Genomic DNA, 17,749 nt, shown 5'->3' on the forward strand with positions numbered 1-17,749 from the left:
TATATTCTAAATGAGCGAAAAAGTAAGATGGGGAATTATTGGATTGGGCAATATTGCCAGTAATTTTGTTAAGGACCTTGCTCTGGTCAAGGAGGCTGAAATTTACGCAGCGGCTTCAAGAAATTTGGAAAAGGCCAAAGGATTTTCCAAGGAATATAATATTCCAAATGCCTTTGGCAGCTATAAGGAACTATTGGAGTGCAAGGAGGTAGACGTGGTCTACATTGCCACACCGCACACTTCACATTGTGAGCTATCCATAATGGCCATGGAACATGGCAAGCATGTGTTATGTGAAAAACCAATGGGTATAAATAGGGCAGAGGTCGAAAAAATGATTGCGGCAGCCCAAGAAAACAAGGTTTTTTTAATGGAAGCCCTATGGAGTAGGTTTAATCCTTCCATTAGAAAGGTAAAACAAATGGTAGATTCTGGGGATATTGGTCCCTTGGCTTATTTACATGCAGATTTTGCTTTTTATGCCTTGGATAGGGATTTTAACGGAAGGGTGTTAAATCCTGAACTCGCTGGTGGATCCTTATTAGATATTGGGATTTATCCCATCTTCCTTTCCTATTTGCTTCTTGGTAAACCGGACCAGATTTTATCCACCTCCAACTTTCATGACAATGGTGCCGAGCTCCAGACTTCAATGATCTTTAATTATCCCAAGGCCCAGGCAATTCTATATTCTGGGTTTACAAGTCGCTCCGAAATGAAGGCCGAAATATCAGGAGAAAAGGGAACAATCTTTATACCTCCCAGATGGCATGAAGCGCAGGGATATACAGTTGAAAGAAATGGAGAAAAGGAAGTGTTTAGCATGCCAACTACAGGTAGAGGGTATTTCTATGAAATAAAAGAGGTTCACGACTGTCTGGACCAAGGGAAGTTGGAAAGCAGTCTCTGGAGCCATAGGAACAGTCAGGATTTAATAAGCTTAATGGACACTGTGAGAATACAAAATGAAATTACATTTCCGTTTGAAGAATAAAAGGTATTAAGCCCCAAGGCAAGACCTGAACTCCTATTAGGAGACAGTCCAAGGATAGTGGTATTAAACCAATAACCCCACTAAACAGGCGGGATTCGTTCAACTATCGTATTTCAATGCGCCTGTGGCTTCTGAAATACGTGTTTCACGAATAAAGTTTTTTTGTAGGTGATAAATTCTTGTAAAATTTACGATATTTGGGGCACTACAAACCAAACCAATTAAAAAAATGGGAATGAATAAGAATACAGTGCTTGCATGGGCAACCTTTATAATGATAATTGTAGGCCTTTCGCTAATAGCGTTGGGTGCATTTAGATATGATGATGTTGCCGGATGGGGATTTGCCTCGGTTGGAATAGGTTTCTTTGCAATTGCATGGGTATTTAATGCCTTAAAAGGTAGGGTATAAACGGCCACAGGAGATTTGGCGTTTTAAGAATTGTAGGCTGCCCTGGCATCATATTGAAAAATTAATAGCTAAAGACGGGAGGTTTCTGCCCTTCCACTTATAATTCAAATAATCACAACTAATAATACAAATACTATATGTCAGACGATAAGAAAGTCATTTTCTCCATGTCTGGGGTTACTAAAACATACAAAACTGCCAATACCCCAGTATTAAAGAATATTTATTTAAGTTTCTTTTACGGAGCTAAGATTGGAATTCTAGGGCTTAATGGTTCTGGTAAATCTACACTGCTCAAGATTATTGCCGGGGTGGATAAAAACTTTCAGGGAGATGTAGTTTTTTCTCCTGGATATAAGGTAGGTTATCTGGAGCAGGAACCGCAATTGGACGAGAACAAGACCGTTTTGGAGGTAGTCAAAGAAGGCGTGGCAGATACTGTGGCCATCCTGGATGAATACAATAAGATCAATGATATGTTCGGGCTTCCGGAGGTATATGAGGATGCAGATAAAATGCAAAAACTCATGGACAAGCAGGCCGAGCTTCAGGACAAGATAGATGCCACCAATGCCTGGGAACTGGACAACAAGTTGGAAGTTGCCATGGATGCCTTGCGTACCCCGGACTCCGATAAGAAAATCGGCATACTGTCCGGAGGTGAAAGAAGGCGTGTAGCACTGTGTAGACTGTTGTTGCAAGAACCCGAAATTCTATTGTTGGATGAGCCAACAAACCACTTGGATGCTGAATCCGTTCATTGGTTGGAACATCATTTGGCCGAGTACAAAGGCACTGTTATTGCTGTAACCCACGATAGGTATTTCTTGGATAATGTTGCCGGATGGATCCTGGAATTGGATAGGGGAGAGGGTATACCATGGAAAGGAAACTACTCCAGTTGGTTGGATCAAAAATCGAAGCGTATGGCCCAAGAAAGTAAAACAGCCTCCAAAAGACAAAAAATATTGGAAAGGGAGTTGGATTGGGTAAGACAAGGAGCAAAAGGTAGACAGACCAAACAAAAGGCCCGTTTACAGAACTATGACAAATTGATGAGCCAGGACCAAAAACAATTGGATGAAAAACTGGAGATCTATATCCCGAACGGACCTCGATTGGGGACCAATGTAATAGAAGCGAAGGGTGTAAGTAAGGCCTACGGGGATAAATTGCTTTATGAGGACCTTAATTTTAAATTACCACAGGCGGGCATTGTAGGTATTATTGGCCCTAACGGGGCTGGTAAAACCACTATTTTCCGAATGATAATGGGTGAGGAAAAACCGGACAAAGGGGAGTTTGTTGTAGGGGAAACGGCAAAAATTGCTTATGTAGACCAAAGTCATTCCAATATTGATCCCAATAAGACCATTTGGCAGAATTTTAGCGATGAGCAGGAATTGATCATGATGGGAGGTAGACAAGTAAATTCCAGAGCTTATTTAAGCAGGTTCAATTTTTCTGGAAGTGAGCAAAATAAAAAGGTGGATATGCTTTCCGGTGGGGAGCGCAACCGTCTGCATTTGGCCATGACCCTTAAAGAAGAGGGCAACGTTCTTCTTTTGGATGAGCCTACCAACGATTTGGATGTTAATACGTTAAGGGCCTTGGAGGAAGGCTTGGAAAATTTTGCCGGTTGTGCCGTGGTCATTTCCCACGACAGGTGGTTCCTGGATAGGATTTGTACCCATATCCTATCTTTTGAAGGGGATTCCCAAGTGTATTTCTTTGAAGGATCGTTCTCTGAATATGAAGAAAATAAGAAGAAACGTTTGGGAGGAGATTTAATACCCAAGCGACTAAAATATAAAAAATTGGTACGCTAATCCGTCCCATCCTAATTAAATAAAAATACGCTGTTGACACTAGATTTAGGACAACAGCGTATTTTTTTTACTAATTGAAGTAACTAGTCTGCTCTAGTCCCCTTAATAATCTTCCGAGGGATACCAGTCCAATTGTATTACTTCAACATTGGGATTCTTATCGTTTACCAACGTTTTAAATTTTGACACATCCCCAACATCGGGCTTTCCTCTATAATGGTAGGGATATACCTTTTTTGGCTTAAATTCCAGCACAGCATCTGCCGCACTTTCTACGGTCATGGTATAGGGAAGGTTCATACATACAAAAGCTTTATCTATATTCTGTAATGCCCGCATCTCAGGAATATCCTCTGTATCCCCTGAAAAGTAAATGCGTTCATTGTTCTTGCTTAGTACATAACCGTTACCTCTTCCCTTAACATGGAAGTCCTTGGCTTCCTCCCTAAGATTGTACATGGGAATTGCTTCTATGTTAATGCCATAACGTTCTTTGGATTCCCCATTATTTAAAATATCCAGTTGTGGCGTAAATTCTGTAGGAATTTTGTCGGCCACCGCCTGGGGAACAATAATTTTCGCCTTCTGGGTATTTAAGGCCTGTAAGGTTTCCAAACTGAAGTGATCCCCATGGATGTCCGTAATCAAGATCAGGTCCGGTTCCTTTTCAGCGGTAAAGGCATCCTTTCCTCCAACGGGATCTATATAGATAATGGTTCCATCCCAATCCAGAACCGCAGTGGCATGTTCTATCGGCGTAATTTCCAAATCGGAAATCGTATTATCCGTTTTGAGGCCAACAGCCTCCGCTTTTTCCGGTAGGGATTTTGATTTTTCTTTACAGCCCATAGTTAATAGACCCATTAATACAGCTGTTATTATAAGGTATTTTGAATGGCACATAATTAGAGTATTTTAAATTAGTAATAATTCCATTTTAATGTCACTCCTCGCATAGGGGAGATTCTTTTCGATTTCAACTTCTTTGAAACCATACTTTCTATAAATATAAAGGGCGTTCTCCAATTTGGTGCTGGAATACAAAATTAATTTACCCCATTTGTTTTGTTTGGCATGTTCAATGGCAAAAACTAAAAGGGCTTGGCCAATTTTCAAACCTTGATAATTAGGGTCCACGGCCATTTTGCCCAGTTCATACGTTCTGTCCCCCACTTTTAAAAAAGCAAAGCAACCTACTATTTCCTCATTGTACTGTGCAAAAAATATATATCCACCTTTATCCATTATGTTGGCTTCACAATTCTCCAAGAGAATGGTGTCCATAGGCTCAACATAAAAATATTTTTCCAACCATGCCACATTAAGGTCTTTAAACCTTGTTGCATAGTGCGATTCGAAAGGTACAATACTTAATGACATGTTGGTACGATCACTATTTTACTAAATTTACGGTAATCATTTTGTATTTTTAGGAAGGAAATTTATTTTTTTTAACTAAAAAAATCTAAAATCCAAACCTGATCGTATATAGAGTGTTACAAACAAATAAATTTAAGGTTAAAAAAATTAAATAATTAATAATTACAATTATGACTGAAACAAAAAGTAATAATGGATTGAAGGTTATTGCAGGTTTATTAGGTGTAATTTTACTTGGGGTAATCATTTACACAGTAAGTTTATATCAGGATAAACAAAAGAACACTGCATTACTTACAAAAGAAAAAGAATTGGTTGTTGAAGATTTGACCAGTTTGAAATCCGAGTATGACAAAGCTATCTTGGAAAGCAATGCCACCAATGAAGAATTGGTTTCTGCTAGGGATAACATTGCAAAATACATTGATTCCGTTAAGACCATGAAAGCCGATATTGCTAGTCTATATCGTTACAGAAAGCAAGTAGGCATCTTAACCAAAGAAAGGGAGCAATTGATAAGAAAAGTTGATTCTTTAACCAGATCCAATACTTTCTTGGCCATGCAAAGGGACAGTACCTATGTTGAATTGGAAAAACAAACTGTTTTCAACGATTCTTTAGTTGTGCAGAATACCCAATTGGCAGATGTAGTTGAAAAAGGTTCAGCTTTAAATTTATCCAAATTCTCTGTAGATGCAGTTAAGGAAAGAACAAGCGGTAAATTGGTTTCTACTTCTAGAGCTAAGGCTACCGACAAATTAAAAGTTTGTTTCACCGTTGCGGACAACGTAATTGCCCAAGCTGGCGACAGACAATTCTTTATTGAGGTATTGGATCCACAAGGAAATGTTTTGGGAGAAAGCTTCTCTAAGACAAGTGATTCGGGAGCTTCTGTTACTTACAGCAAAGGAACTGAATTCTACTATGAGAACCGCTCTTTGGACGTATGTGATTTCATTAACAAGCCGGCAAGTGAATTCCAAAAAGGAAACTATATGGTAAATGTTTATGATAACAATCTAAAATTATTGGGAACTTCCAAGTTTCAATTAAAATAAGGAACACTATCCATTAAAAAAATAAAAAGGCCAATCTTTCGGGATTGGCCTTTTATAATTATCGACTTCAAGTATTAATCCAAGGTACCTACCATATCCTCAGGTTTTACCCATTCATCGTAATCTTCTGCGGTTACATATCCTAAATTAATAGCCTCTTCCTTTAATGTAGTACCATTTTTATGGGCCGTATTGGCAATTTCTGCAGCCTTGTAATATCCTATTTTAGTATTCAATGCCGTAACCAACATCAAGGAATTATTTAAAAGTTGTTTAATAACATCGTGATTGGGTTCTATGCCTACGGCACAGTTCTCATCAAAACTAACACAGGCATCTCCGATCAATTGGGCAGATTGCAAAATGTTCGCCGCCATCATGGGCTTAAAAACGTTGAGTTCGTAATGCCCTTGCGTACCACCTACGCTAATGGCTACATCGTTCCCCATCACTTGGGCACAGACCATTGTCAGGGCCTCACATTGTGTAGGATTAACTTTTCCAGGCATAATGGAACTACCTGGCTCGTTTGCGGGAATAATAATTTCACCGATCCCAGATCTTGGTCCGGAAGCCATCATTCTTATATCATTGGCAATTTTGTTCAAGGATACCGCCAACTGCTTTAAGGCACCATGGGTTTCTACAATGGCATCATGGGCAGCTAAAGCCTCAAACTTATTTTCCGCAGTTTTAAACGGCAATCCCGTAAATCTGGCAATATATTGTGAAACCAATACATCATAACCTTTGGGTGCATTTAAACCGGTGCCTACGGCAGTACCACCAAGTGCCAATTCACTCAAATGATCCAAGGTATTGTCCAAAGCCTTTAGCCCGTGGTCCAATTGGGAAACGTAACCGGATATTTCCTGTCCCAAGGTTAGGGGAGTGGCATCCATTAAATGCGTTCTACCTATTTTTACCACCTTGGCAAATTCCTTAGCCTTTTTATCCAACGTATTCCTTAGTTGCGTAATTCCAGGTATGGTTACTTCAACAATCTTCTTATAGGCTGCAATATGCATCCCGGTAGGAAAAGTATCGTTGGAAGATTGGGATTTGTTTACATCATCATTGGGCTGAATGGTTTTTTCACCTTCCCCTATTTTTTTTCCGGCCAATTCATGGGCCCTATTGGCGATTACCTCGTTAACGTTCATGTTACTTTGGGTTCCCGATCCGGTTTGCCATATTACCAAAGGAAATTGGTCATCGTGTTTGCCTTCCAATATTTCATCACATACTTGGGCAATACGATCTCTTTTTTCTTTGGATAGTACGCCTAATTCAAAATTGGCGTAGGCCGCCGCTTTTTTTAAATAGGCAAATCCATAAACTACATCCATGGGCATTGATGCCGCCGGACCAATTTTAAAATTATTTCTAGAGCGTTCGGTTTGAGCTCCCCAGTATTTGTTGGACGGCACTTTAACCTCGCCCATGGTATCCTTTTCAATGCGGTATTCCATAATTTAAATTGAGTTTATTGATAATTACAAATTTACATTTATCTACTTAAGTAGTAAAATTTCCAAATGGGTCAGAAAGGAAATTCAACTATCATAAAAATTTTGATTTTAGTTCTGGTGTCGGAATCATACAGGCATCCTTTCTACCATACCATTTATATCTGTTTTTGGCTATATAGTCGTACACCCAATTTCTTATTTTTTCAGGTATCCATTCAAACACACTTGCCAACTGCCAGACTCCCCCAAAAGACTGGGCAATTTTAAGGGCAGCGGTAGATTTGGTATAATAGGCCACACCGGGTTCTATAAGAATAATGCTGTCGATTTGGGAGGTATCTATACCGCGCTCTTCCACTAATTTCTTTCCGATTTCGCTTTGTAGTGCCGCAAACCTGTACACATTTCCTTTATCTCGCTTTATAACGTACTGTACGGAACTATTGCAAAGATTGCAAACCCCATCAAAGAGTATTATTTTATTGTCTTGAATCATTTTCCAAGTGGTCCAACCACATTTTATATTTTTCTTTCTACCAATTCCAATTGGTCTACAGCAACATTGGTGGTAAAAATACCATAGTTAACAATAGCTTTATTCTTTTCCAAACTATCTATACTGCCCACTGACTTTCCATCAATTAAACGCACACGGTCGCCCACCTTAAATACGGGGCGTGGCTTGTTTTTTTCCTTTACCTCGGCCTTCTTTTTCTCAACTTTTTTCTTTTCTCGGATTACCTCCACCTTTTTGATCACCTCTTGTTCTACTTTGGCCTTCCTTTCTTTTTGAGCCTTTACTTCTTTTGCCGATTGTTTTTTGCGTTTACTATTCTCCGTTTCCACAATACGTATTAATTCGGAAACCAAATTACGCTTCTTTTTATCCTGAAAATATTTTTCCGCGGCCGTGTTTACCTTATTTCCCAAATAGATCATCCGTTGGTTATGATCATAGAGTTCCTGATAATTTTCCAATTTGGATTTGATCTTGGAATTAAGGTCCTCCAATTTTTGGGCTTCCGTTCTGGCCTTGGATTCCTCTTCTTGAAGCCTGGACCCGGTTTTCTCCATTTTACTACGCTCCTTTTGTAGTTTGGCTATAGTGGCATCAAAACGAACCTTCCCACGCTCTATTTTCTTTTTAGCTTTATTAATGAGGCTATAGGGAATACCATTCTTTTGCGCCACTTCAAAAGTAAAGGAACTACCGGCCTGTCCCAATACCAACTGATAAGTGGGTTCCAAGGATTTTCCGTCAAAAAGCATATTGGCATTGGTAACATGAGGCAATTCATTGGCCAATAATTTAAGATTGGCATAATGGGTGGTAATAACTCCGTAGGCACCCCTTTCATAGAAAACCTCCAGAAAGGTCTCGGCTAGGGCACCGCCCAGTTCCGGATCACTTCCTGTTCCAAATTCGTCTATTAGAAACAAGGTTTTGTCATTACATTTACGCAAGAAGTAATTCATATTCTTCAAGCGATAGCTATAGGTGCTAAGATGGTTCTCAATGGATTGGTTGTCACCAATATCCGTTAGGATATTGTCAAACAAACATACCTTGGACCTCTCATGTACAGGGATCAATAAACCGCTCTGTAGCATTACCTGTAAAAGACCAATTGTTTTTAGTGTAATACTTTTCCCCCCTGCATTGGGTCCGGAAATAACTATAATTCTGTTTTCAGGATGCAGGGTAATTGTTTGGGGGTATGTTTTTTCCTTTTTATACTTATTGCTCAAAAACAGCAAGGGATGGTAGGCATCCCTTAGAAAAAGCTCCCTATTATCACTAATTTCGGGCAATAGGGCATCCATTTCCAGAGCATATTTTGCCTTGGACGCCGTAATGTCTATATGAACCAAAAAATCTTGATAGGCATATAGTTCAGGTGCAAATGACCGTATACGATTGGTTAGATCGTTCAATATTTTTTGTATCTCTTCCCGTTCCTCGAATTCCAGATTTCCGAGTTCCCTACTATATCTGAGCGTCGCCTCCGGTTCTATATAGACAATGCTCCCGGTTTTAGAAGTTCCCATAACGGCTCCCTTCACTTTTTTTCGATACATGCTCTTTACGGCAAGTACCCTTCTATTATCTACCACCGATTCCCTGATTTCATCCAAAAGTTCCGAGGCATGGTAGGTATTGAGCGCTGTGGCAAAACTTTGATTTATTTTACCCTTCACCACAACCATTTGGGAACGGATACTTTGAAGGTTGCTGGAAGCATTATCCTTTATTTCCCCAAATTTATCAATCACAGCCTCTATATTTCGCGGAATTTCAGTGTTAAGGATTATTTTATCGGAAACAGCGAAAAGAAGGGGATAATACTCTTTAAATTTTATAAGGAATTTAATATGGGTAGCTACTGTTGTACATATGGAACCTATTTTCTTGAACCCACCTACTTCCAAAGTGGTATTCTCAATTTTAAGGAGTTTCAACTCCGGATTAATGGTATCAAAATTATGATTGGGAATCCTATTGTCATTGGAATAGGAGGCCAAATACTCGGAAGTTTGTCCCAAAACGTCCAATAATTCGGATTTGATGGAAATTGGTTCCAGATTAGCCACCTGTTCCTTTCCCAACTCTGTGGTACAACGAGCTGCCAATTGTGAAAGAACAGTATTAAACTCGAGATCTTGAAGCGTTTTTGAACTTATTTTATTCATTTAATCAATTTTCCTTTCCATGAGGATTTACAACCTTCAAAGGTAAGGAATAGGCACTATATGGGAGGACTGTAAAAGGATGTATTTATTACTATGATGCACCTTTTTTTTAACTCAAGGACCTAGCCTAAGTAAGTAAAATTAGAGGAATATTGGTTACATGAACAATATTTTTGGCACAGTATATGTTTTATAGCTAGGCTATTACCATAGTTTTATTAAGAAACCAGTTAAAACCAGCATATGAAAAACCATAAATCAATACTCGGATATATTGTTATAGGCATTTTATTAGTGTCCTGCAGTGCCACCAACAACTTAACGATGGGTGCCACTGAACCGGCCATAGTGCATCTTCCCAAGGATGTCCAAAGAATAGGTATCATCAATAGAAGTTTACCCTCTGAAGGCAATAAGCAAATTGACAAAATAGATCAAATATTGTCTGCCGAAGGTCTACATCTGGATAAAAAAGGGGCCGAAGTTGCCATTAATGCCCTATCGGATAAATTGGCCGGTACGGGAAGGTTTGAAGAGATCCTTATTTTGGATAACGAAACGGAAATTAGGAAAGGCTTGGATGTCTTTCCCGCCAGCCTGTCTTGGGAGGTTATAGAGGAGATTTGTGCAGCCAACGGGGTCGATGCTATATTTTCCTTGTCTTTTTACGATACGGACACACAGGTTTCCTATAAACCATCCGTAATGCAACTTCCCAACACTTTGGGTGTTAAAGTGTCGGTTCCAGCCCATGAGGTTACCCTAAATACCCTTATTAAAAATGGATGGCGAATTTATAACCCCAGTACTAGGCAAATTGTGGACGAATTTATGTACACCGATCACCTAGTATCCTCAGGAAAAGGCATTAATCCGGTAAAAGCAATCGAAGCTGTAGCACGTAGAAACGAGGCTGTTGAGGAATTGAGCAGGAATATTGGCTATGCCTATGGATCTAGACTTTCACCATATAAGCACAGAATCTCAAGAGACTATTTTGTAAGAGGCACCGACAATTTTGTAGTGGCCAAAAGAAGGGCTCAAACAGGGGATTGGCAAGGTGCTGCCCAACTTTGGGAAAAAGAATTGGATAACTCCAAGGCAAAAATTGCCGGAAGGGCCTGTTACAATATGGCGATAATAAATGAGATAAACGGGGATTTGAATGCCGCTATGGATTGGGCTTCCAAATCGTATGCGGATTACGACAACAAGGATGCACTTAGATATTTGAATATCCTTAAATACCGATTATCACAAAATGAAATCTTGGAGCAACAAGCATCCCGATAACCCTAACTGCTTATTTTAAAGCACTTTTTATAGGAACAAAACTAAAAAAAGTCCGTTTTCCAAAAGAAAGGAAACGGACTTTTTTTTGGTGTAGTGCATTTTCCTTCAACAATACTAGTTCTTAAAACTATATCACAAGCATTTTTTTAATTATGTTTTTAATGAAAAAAAACACAAAACAAGCCTGAAATTCAATGGTTTTGTGCTAAAAGGACAATATTTCCCCTATAAAATGAGTTTTACAAAGGTTATGATATTACGTTCAATTTATATTTCATTTCAAATAAATCTACAAAGCATGCGAAAGTTTTGTGCCTGGTTTTTTTTGTTAGGCCTTTTAGCTTCATTTGTAGGCTGTGGATCCACTAAAGAAATTGTTCTTCAAACTTTAGAACCTTCACCTGTACATATTACGCATAAAATTAAAAGAATAGGCATTGTCCATAGAAGTATACGACCGGAGGCAGATGAGGATGAAACAGGCCTCAACAGAATGGTGGCTGCAGAAGAGCAATGGCTCTCGGAGCAGGGAAGGAATGCAGCCCTTACTGGATTGTTTAACGAGTTGCTAAAGGACAACCGTTTTGAGACTGTGAAAATCTTGGATTCGATACCCCAAGATATTTTACAGTTGGAGATGGGGAACGATTCAATATCCTGGACCTCTGTTGAAAATATTTGCAATACTTACGATGTGGATGCCATTTTTTCAATGGCCTTTTTTGATACGGAAACCAAAATAACCTTAAAGAAAACATCCATGATGCAGCCCAACCTCATGAGGGTGAAGGTAAAGGTTCCGGCCCAAGAGCTTACCTTGGAAACCCTTATTGAAAATGGATGGAAAATATATTATCCCAATTCCAAGGAAATAATTGATGAGATAGTTTTTAACGATCAAGTTATATCCAAAGGCAAAGGCACCAATCCTATAGAGGCCTATAAGGCCATAGAGGACAGAAAGGAGACCCTTGTAGAGCAGAGCAAGGCCTCGGGCAGCAATTATGGGCAGCGACTATTACCTTTTGAAAACAGTGTTGAGAGATCATATTTTGCACGTGGTACCACTAATTTTGAACAAGCCAGTGTTTTGGTGGAAAGTGGGGACTGGCAGGGAGCATCACAACTTTGGCAAAAGGAATTGGATAATGCCAATTCCAAAATTGCAGGTCGCGCCTGTTACAATATGGCAATATTGAACGAAATTAATGGCGACTTCAGGGCAGCAATGGATTGGGCGTCCAAATCCTATAAGGACCATGACATAAAGGATGCCATGGAATACCTTGATATACTTGAACATAGGCTGTTCCAAAATCAAATTTTGGAACAGCAGGTGTCTAGATAATTGCACCAATCCAATAAATCCAAAGTACCATCTACATATGGATCAGCACATTATTTAAGGATATGGACCAGTCTTAAAATGACTGCATGGTAACCAACTTTTTATAGACCCCATTTTTATCCATAAGTTGGGAATGGGATCCTTGTTCCACAATCTCCCCCTTTTGCAAAACTACGATGGTATCGGCATTTTGTATGGTGGAAAGCCTGTGGGCAATAACTATGGAAGTCCTATTTTGCATCATTTTTTCCAAAGCATCCTGCACCAATCTTTCACTTTCCGTATCCAAGGCAGAGGTAGCCTCATCCAGAATCATAATGGGTGGATTTTTTAGAACGGCCCTGGCGATGGACAACCTTTGTTTTTGTCCACCACTTAATTTATTTCCACTATCCCCAATATTGGTATTGTACCCAAGGGGCAGCTCACTGATAAAATCATGGGCATTGGCTATTTTGGCAGCTTCAATTACATCTTCCTCCTTAGCATTTTCCTTTCCGAGGCCAATATTATTTTTTACGGTATCATTGAACAAAATGGAATCCTGGGTTACAAGTCCCATTAAATTGCGAAGTGAATTTTTGGTGAAATCCCGAATATCAACGCCATCAATTTTTATCTCCCCCTCATTAACATCATAAAACCGGGTCATTAAATTGGCTATGGTACTTTTTCCACTTCCAGATTGGCCTACCAAGGCCACGGTTTTACCCTTGGGAACTTTAAGATTAAAATTCTTCAATACATATTCATCCTCATATTTAAAGGAAACACCATTGATCTCAATTCCCTTATCGAAGGTGGGTTTCACTACAGCTTCCTTCTTTTCAACAATTGGATTTTCTGTTTCCAATATTTCCAATACCCGCTCTGCTGCCGCATTTCCCTTTTTCACGCCGTAGGAGGCCTTACTAATGGCTTTTGCAGGGGTAAGAATTTGATATGCCAGACCCATATAAGTAATAAAAACACTCGCTTCCAATGATTTTTCCACCAAAACCATTCTTCCACCATACCATAATAAAATACCTATGACAGTTATACCCAGAAATTCGCTTGACGGGGAAGCCAAATTTTGCCGATTTAGAAGACTATTTGAAAATCTATAAAATCTTGAGGTTGATTTTTGGAAAATAGAATTGAAACGAACTTCAGCGTTAAAAGCCTTTATAACTCTTAAACCTCCCAAAGTTTCTTCAAGAATGGATAAAAAATAACCTTGCTCTTTCTGAACCCTATCTGACTTACGCTTTAATGATTTTCCAATTAAGGAGATAAGAAAACCTGATAGAGGTAGAAAAATAAAGACAAATAGAGTTAATTTAGGACTAAGGGCAACCATAGCGATTATTGTAAAAACAATGGTAAGTGGTTCTCTAACTATTAGTTCCAAAATGGATAGAAAGGAATGTTGAATTTCCAATACATCGGAAGTAATTCTTGCAATTGTATCCCCTTTTCTTTTTTCTGAATAAAATCCAATTGGCAGGTCTATTGTTTTGGCATAGAGTGCATTTCGTAAATCCTTTAAAACACCATTTCTAAGAAAGGTGATAAAGTACATAGCTAGATATCCAAAAAGGTTTTTTAAGAAAAACATACCTATAACCAAAGCGACCATAGTCATAAGTAACTGTCCTTGGTCTTCACTTAGATTCTCCGTAACATAATAATTAAGATAGGAGTCCAAATACTTTTGAACATCGCCAATACCCGTCCAAATTGGTTTTTCAGTAACCGCTTCCGTTTGTTTAAAAAGTACGGTTAGCATTGGGAACAAAGAAAGCATTGCAAGAGTACTAAACAATGCGTAAAGTACATTGGCAATAATATTTAAAAAAGCATATTTTTTGTAGGGGTTCGCAAAGCGAAGAATCTTTTTAAAATACTCCATTAACCTATATTCAGTTCTTTAAGGATTCTTTCAATTTTCGCATCCAGCTCTGCGTCTACTTTTTTATAATCGGCGGCGTTCTTCAATTTGGTATTGATGCTAAAGTAAAACTTGATCTTAGGTTCTGTACCGCTTGGTCTGGCCGCCATTTTGGTGCCATCCTCCGTTATGTAGATTAAAACATTGGATTTTGGAATATCTATTGGGGTCACTTTACCTGTAATTACGTTTTTAGAGGTCGCAGTATTGTAATCTTCTACTATAACAACTTTGGAACCGTCTATGCTTTTAACGGGATTATCCTTAAAATCGATCATCATTTGTTTAATTTCTTCCGCTCCCGACATCCCTTTCTTGGTCAAGGAAATCAATTTTTCCTTAAAGAATCCGTAGTCCACATAGCAATCTATAAGATCCTTGAAGAAGGAGCTGCCATTTGCTTTGGCGTTGGCACCAATTTCACAGGCCAATAGGGTAGAGGTTACCGCATCCTTGTCCCGTACAAAATCGCCCACCATAAATCCAAAACTTTCCTCGCCACCACCAATGAAAGGCTGGTCCGCGAAATCTTTGATCATTTTGGCGATCCACTTAAAACCTGTTAGGGCGGTCTTGCATTCCACCCCATAACCCTTGGCCAAGGAATCCATCATTGGTGTAGAGACAATGGTAGAGGCTATAAATTCTTTACCTGTAATTCCTTTTTTCTTGCGTTGATCCAGCAAAAATTTGGTCATCATGATCATGGCCTGGTTGCCGTTCAAAATCTCCATTTCTCCCTCAAGGTTACGAACAGCTACTCCTAGACGATCACTATCCGGATCGGTACCAATTACCATATCCGCCCCAATTTCCTCTGCCTTTTTAATCGCCATGGATAAGGCCTCGGGCTCTTCGGGGTTTGGTGATACTACCGTTGGAAAATTACCGTCTGGTTTAGCCTGTTCCTCAATAACAGTAACATTTTTATACCCGGCCCTTTTAAGCACTTCGGGTATTACAGTTATAGAAGTACCATGAAGGGAAGTAAAGACAATTTTAAAATCGTCCTTGCCCTTGGCATTGAAACTACCATTTTCAACAGAAGCTTCAATAAAGGCCTCATCCACCTTTTTATCTATTAATTCTATTAAGCTCTCATCGGCCTTGAATTTGATATCTTCAAAGGAAAGGCTATTTATTTCGCTAACTATGGCGACATCCTGCGGGGGTACTATTTGTCCTCCATCGGTCCAATACACTTTGTATCCATTGTATTCCGGTGGGTTATGGGAAGCCGTTAAAACAATACCTGCATGGCAATTGAGATATTTTACGGCGAAAGAGAGTTCCGGAGTAGTACGTAATTCCGAAAACAGGAACACTTTAATACCGTTGGCAGAAAAAACTTGGGCCACTGTCCTGGCCAAGGTATCACTATTATGTCTACAGTCATAGGCAATGACCACTTTAACCTGTTCATCCTTATATACCTGGTTCAAGTAATTACTAAGGCCTTGGGTACTTTTTCCCAGAGTGTATTTATTAATTCTATTGGTACCGGCACCCATAATTCCCCGCATCCCTCCAGTTCCAAATTCCAGGTTCTTATAAAAACGGTCCTTTAGCTCTTCGGTATTAGTATCTATTAACTTTTGAATCTCGTTCTTGGTCTTATCGTCAAAAAAATCGGTCAACCAATTTTTGGCATTTTCTAGTATGGCTTCCATTGTCATTTGGTATTATATGTTCTTAAAAATACAAAGAATATTCTTTTATTTTTCGGTGATATTTATTTCTTCCGTGATATTGTAACGGGTTTCATTTTTACGGGACCTTACCATTATTTCCCCTAAAAATCCTGCAAGGAAAAGCTGGGTTCCTATAAGCATGGCTGTCAGTGCAATATAAAATTGGGGACGTTCCGTAATGAGTCGCCCAAAAGGGTTGATGAATACTTTATCTATGCCCAAATAAAGGGCAAATCCAAAACCAATAGTAAACATAAGGACACCCAAAGCACCAAAAAGATGCATGGGTCTTTTTCCAAATTTGGAAACGAACCAGATGGTAATCAGGTCCAAAAAGCCATTAATAAAACGGTCCATCCCAAATTTGGTCTTCCCATATTTCCTAGCCTGATGCTGAACTACCTTTTCATCTATTTTATGAAATCCGGCGCTTTTGGCCAAAACCGGAATATATCGGTGCATTTCCCCTGAGACTTCAATTGTTTTTACCACCTCTTTCCTATAGGCTTTTAAACCACAGTTAAAATCGTGCAGCCTTACACCGGAAGTTTTGCGAGCGGCCCAATTAAATAACTTGGAGGGAAGATTTTTACTGAGTATGGAGTCATATCTTTTTTTCTTCCATCCCGAAACTAGATCAAAGCCCTCTTGTTTGATCATTTGGTATAATTCCGGAATTTCCTCGGGATTGTCCTGTAGGTCCGCGTCCATAGTGATGACCACATCGCCTTGCGCTGCCTTAAATCCAGCATGAAGAGCCTGCGATTTTCCAAAATTCTTTAAGAACCGTATACCTTTCACATTGGGGTTGGACTTACCCAATTTGGTGATAAGGTTCCAAGAACCATCGGTACTCCCATCATCTATAAAAAGTATTTCATATAAAAAATGATTGGATTGCATTACACGTACAATCCAATCATGCAGTTCTGTCAACGATTCTTCTTCGTTAAGTAAGGGAATTATAATAGATATATTCATTCGGTACTAATGGAAAATCTTTTCAAAAGTACAAATTACTGAATAGTTTCTTTCTTTTTTAAAATTAAAGCTGGAATAAGTGATAAAATGAAACTTGACACTACTATATAAACCAATCCAAAAACGATTTGCATGGATGGTGTTGAGAATTTTTTGGCCATTTCCATTTGGGCATCGATTTGCGCTGGAGTCATTTTAGGATTTTCCATAAGCAAGCCCTTTTGGTATTCCATGGCCTTGTTCATCATTTCAGGGTCAATTACCCCTACTAGGATCTGATTAAAAATAATCCCAACGATACCAGCGATCAATCCAATGCCCACACCAACTTTTAATCCTTGGCCAAAGGACATAAAACCTCCATTGTCCTTTTTAAACTGCACCATGCCGATAGCGATAACCGCAATGGTTATCAAAAGACTAACGCCCATTACCATAGTGCCACCCTGATAATGCATATCCAACGAATATAACATTAATAAAAACGCTACACTTATGGCGCCAAGGATAAGGCCATAGGTTAACGCATACTTTCCTGTTTTTGGTTGGTTTTTTTCCATGTTGATTGAAAATTTAATAGTTTTAATGGTTAGTATTATCGAACATATATTTGTTACATTTAAAGATAAGCTATTTTTATTTTTTCTTTTTTGAAGTTTTAAGTTGT

The 17,749-nt window shown here is 39.0% G+C and carries 15 protein-coding genes; 6 read left to right on the top strand and 9 right to left on the bottom strand.

What is annotated here, in order from left to right; genetic code table 11:
• The first annotated feature begins 10 nt into the window (after nt 1-10).
• The 3 genes from B9Y87_RS17790 (at nt 11) to ettA (ending at nt 3,235) form a co-directional block, all read left to right on the top strand.
• Nucleotides 11-994 (top strand): Gfo/Idh/MocA family protein, encoded by a 984-nt coding sequence (locus B9Y87_RS17790; RefSeq protein ID WP_085500317.1) that lies wholly within the window; start codon nt 11-13, stop codon nt 992-994.
• 229 nt (nt 995-1,223) lie between these two features.
• The gene (locus B9Y87_RS17795) at nt 1,224-1,406 is read left to right on the top strand and encodes a CAL67264 family membrane protein (RefSeq protein WP_031443882.1); all 183 of its coding nucleotides are present in this window, start codon (nt 1,224-1,226) and stop codon (nt 1,404-1,406) included.
• A gap of 137 nt (nt 1,407-1,543) precedes the next feature.
• Nucleotides 1,544-3,235, top strand: a complete 1,692-nt coding sequence (gene ettA / locus B9Y87_RS17800) for an energy-dependent translational throttle protein EttA (RefSeq protein WP_085500318.1) — start codon at nt 1,544-1,546, stop codon at nt 3,233-3,235.
• A gap of 102 nt (nt 3,236-3,337) precedes the next feature.
• Here the strand turns inward: ettA and B9Y87_RS17805 are convergent, their stop codons facing one another.
• Together B9Y87_RS17805 and B9Y87_RS17810 are read right to left on the bottom strand one after the other, a co-directional pair.
• Nucleotides 3,338-4,099, bottom strand: coding sequence for an MBL fold metallo-hydrolase (locus B9Y87_RS17805; RefSeq protein WP_139827279.1), 762 nt, complete (start codon nt 4,097-4,099; stop codon nt 3,338-3,340).
• 51 nt (nt 4,100-4,150) lie between these two features.
• Entirely contained in the window at nt 4,151-4,615 is a 465-nt protein-coding gene (locus tag B9Y87_RS17810; protein WP_085500320.1) for a GNAT family N-acetyltransferase, read from the bottom strand.
• 170 nt (nt 4,616-4,785) lie between these two features.
• On the opposite strand from B9Y87_RS17810, the gene B9Y87_RS17815 reads away from it, so the two are divergent.
• Entirely contained in the window at nt 4,786-5,673 is an 888-nt protein-coding gene (locus tag B9Y87_RS17815; protein WP_031443886.1) for a hypothetical protein, read from the top strand.
• A gap of 74 nt (nt 5,674-5,747) precedes the next feature.
• Here B9Y87_RS17815 and fumC read toward each other — a convergent pair whose 3' ends face one another.
• The 3 genes from fumC to B9Y87_RS17830 form a co-directional block, all read right to left on the bottom strand.
• A complete protein-coding gene (fumC, locus tag B9Y87_RS17820) occupies nt 5,748-7,145 on the bottom strand; it encodes a class II fumarate hydratase (protein ID WP_085500321.1) in 1,398 nt (465 codons plus the stop codon).
• 91 nt (nt 7,146-7,236) lie between these two features.
• A complete protein-coding gene (locus B9Y87_RS17825; RefSeq protein ID WP_085500322.1) occupies nt 7,237-7,641 on the bottom strand; it encodes a thiol-disulfide oxidoreductase DCC family protein in 405 nt (134 codons plus the stop codon).
• 23 nt (nt 7,642-7,664) lie between these two features.
• Entirely contained in the window at nt 7,665-9,836 is a 2,172-nt protein-coding gene (locus tag B9Y87_RS17830) for an endonuclease MutS2 (protein WP_085500323.1), read from the bottom strand.
• A 243-nt stretch (nt 9,837-10,079) separates the two neighbouring features.
• Between B9Y87_RS17830 and B9Y87_RS17835 the strand changes: the two genes are divergently transcribed.
• On the top strand, nt 10,080-11,129 hold the full coding sequence (locus B9Y87_RS17835) for a DUF6340 family protein (protein ID WP_085500324.1): 1,050 nt from the start codon (nt 10,080-10,082) through the stop codon (nt 11,127-11,129).
• 298 nt (nt 11,130-11,427) lie between these two features.
• On the top strand, nt 11,428-12,477 hold the full coding sequence (locus tag B9Y87_RS17840) for a DUF6340 family protein (protein ID WP_139827280.1): 1,050 nt from the start codon (nt 11,428-11,430) through the stop codon (nt 12,475-12,477).
• A 73-nt stretch (nt 12,478-12,550) separates the two neighbouring features.
• Here B9Y87_RS17840 and B9Y87_RS17845 read toward each other — a convergent pair whose 3' ends face one another.
• From B9Y87_RS17845 to B9Y87_RS17860, 4 genes are read right to left on the bottom strand one after another with little or no spacing between them, the layout of a single operon-like run.
• Nucleotides 12,551-14,371 (bottom strand): ABC transporter ATP-binding protein, encoded by a 1,821-nt coding sequence (locus B9Y87_RS17845; RefSeq protein ID WP_085500326.1) that lies wholly within the window; start codon nt 14,369-14,371, stop codon nt 12,551-12,553.
• Nucleotides 14,371-16,080: a phospho-sugar mutase gene (locus tag B9Y87_RS17850; RefSeq protein WP_085500357.1), complete on the bottom strand. Its 1,710-nt coding sequence runs from the start codon at nt 16,078-16,080 to the stop codon at nt 14,371-14,373. The genes B9Y87_RS17845 and B9Y87_RS17850 overlap by 1 nt, the downstream gene beginning before the upstream one ends.
• 45 nt (nt 16,081-16,125) lie before the next feature.
• A complete protein-coding gene (locus B9Y87_RS17855) occupies nt 16,126-17,082 on the bottom strand; it encodes a glycosyltransferase family 2 protein (RefSeq protein ID WP_085500327.1) in 957 nt (318 codons plus the stop codon).
• A 35-nt stretch (nt 17,083-17,117) separates the two neighbouring features.
• Complete coding sequence (locus B9Y87_RS17860; RefSeq protein WP_176225665.1) at nt 17,118-17,642, bottom strand: DUF4199 domain-containing protein; 525 nt, start codon at nt 17,640-17,642, stop codon at nt 17,118-17,120.
• Nucleotides 17,643-17,749: the final 107 nt, after the last annotated feature.

Source organism: Arenibacter troitsensis (assembly GCF_900177645.1).
Taxonomy (GTDB): domain Bacteria; phylum Bacteroidota; class Bacteroidia; order Flavobacteriales; family Flavobacteriaceae; genus Arenibacter; species Arenibacter troitsensis.

Excerpts from the sequence above, each read along its gene's own strand:
- B9Y87_RS17845 (WP_085500326.1), bottom strand. The coding sequence starts at position 14,371 with ATGGAGTATTTTAAAAAGATTCTTCGCTTTGCGAACCCCTACAAAAAA.
- B9Y87_RS17855 (WP_085500327.1), bottom strand. The coding sequence starts at position 17,082 with ATGAATATATCTATTATAATTCCCTTACTTAACGAAGAAGAATCGTTG.
- B9Y87_RS17860 (WP_176225665.1), bottom strand. The coding sequence starts at position 17,642 with ATGGAAAAAAACCAACCAAAAACAGGAAAGTATGCGTTAACCTATGGC.
- B9Y87_RS17810 (WP_085500320.1), bottom strand. The coding sequence starts at position 4,615 with ATGTCATTAAGTATTGTACCTTTCGAATCGCACTATGCAACAAGGTTT.
- B9Y87_RS17805 (WP_139827279.1), bottom strand. The coding sequence starts at position 4,099 with ATGGGTCTATTAACTATGGGCTGTAAAGAAAAATCAAAATCCCTACCG.
- B9Y87_RS17795 (WP_031443882.1), top strand. The coding sequence starts at position 1,224 with ATGGGAATGAATAAGAATACAGTGCTTGCATGGGCAACCTTTATAATG.
- B9Y87_RS17830 (WP_085500323.1), bottom strand. The coding sequence starts at position 9,836 with ATGAATAAAATAAGTTCAAAAACGCTTCAAGATCTCGAGTTTAATACT.
- fumC (WP_085500321.1), bottom strand. The coding sequence starts at position 7,145 with ATGGAATACCGCATTGAAAAGGATACCATGGGCGAGGTTAAAGTGCCG.
- B9Y87_RS17835 (WP_085500324.1), top strand. The coding sequence starts at position 10,080 with ATGAAAAACCATAAATCAATACTCGGATATATTGTTATAGGCATTTTA.
- B9Y87_RS17825 (WP_085500322.1), bottom strand. The coding sequence starts at position 7,641 with ATGATTCAAGACAATAAAATAATACTCTTTGATGGGGTTTGCAATCTT.
- B9Y87_RS17790 (WP_085500317.1), top strand. The coding sequence starts at position 11 with ATGAGCGAAAAAGTAAGATGGGGAATTATTGGATTGGGCAATATTGCC.
- B9Y87_RS17850 (WP_085500357.1), bottom strand. The coding sequence starts at position 16,080 with ATGGAAGCCATACTAGAAAATGCCAAAAATTGGTTGACCGATTTTTTT.
- B9Y87_RS17815 (WP_031443886.1), top strand. The coding sequence starts at position 4,786 with ATGACTGAAACAAAAAGTAATAATGGATTGAAGGTTATTGCAGGTTTA.
- ettA (WP_085500318.1), top strand. The coding sequence starts at position 1,544 with ATGTCAGACGATAAGAAAGTCATTTTCTCCATGTCTGGGGTTACTAAA.
- B9Y87_RS17840 (WP_139827280.1), top strand. The coding sequence starts at position 11,428 with ATGCGAAAGTTTTGTGCCTGGTTTTTTTTGTTAGGCCTTTTAGCTTCA.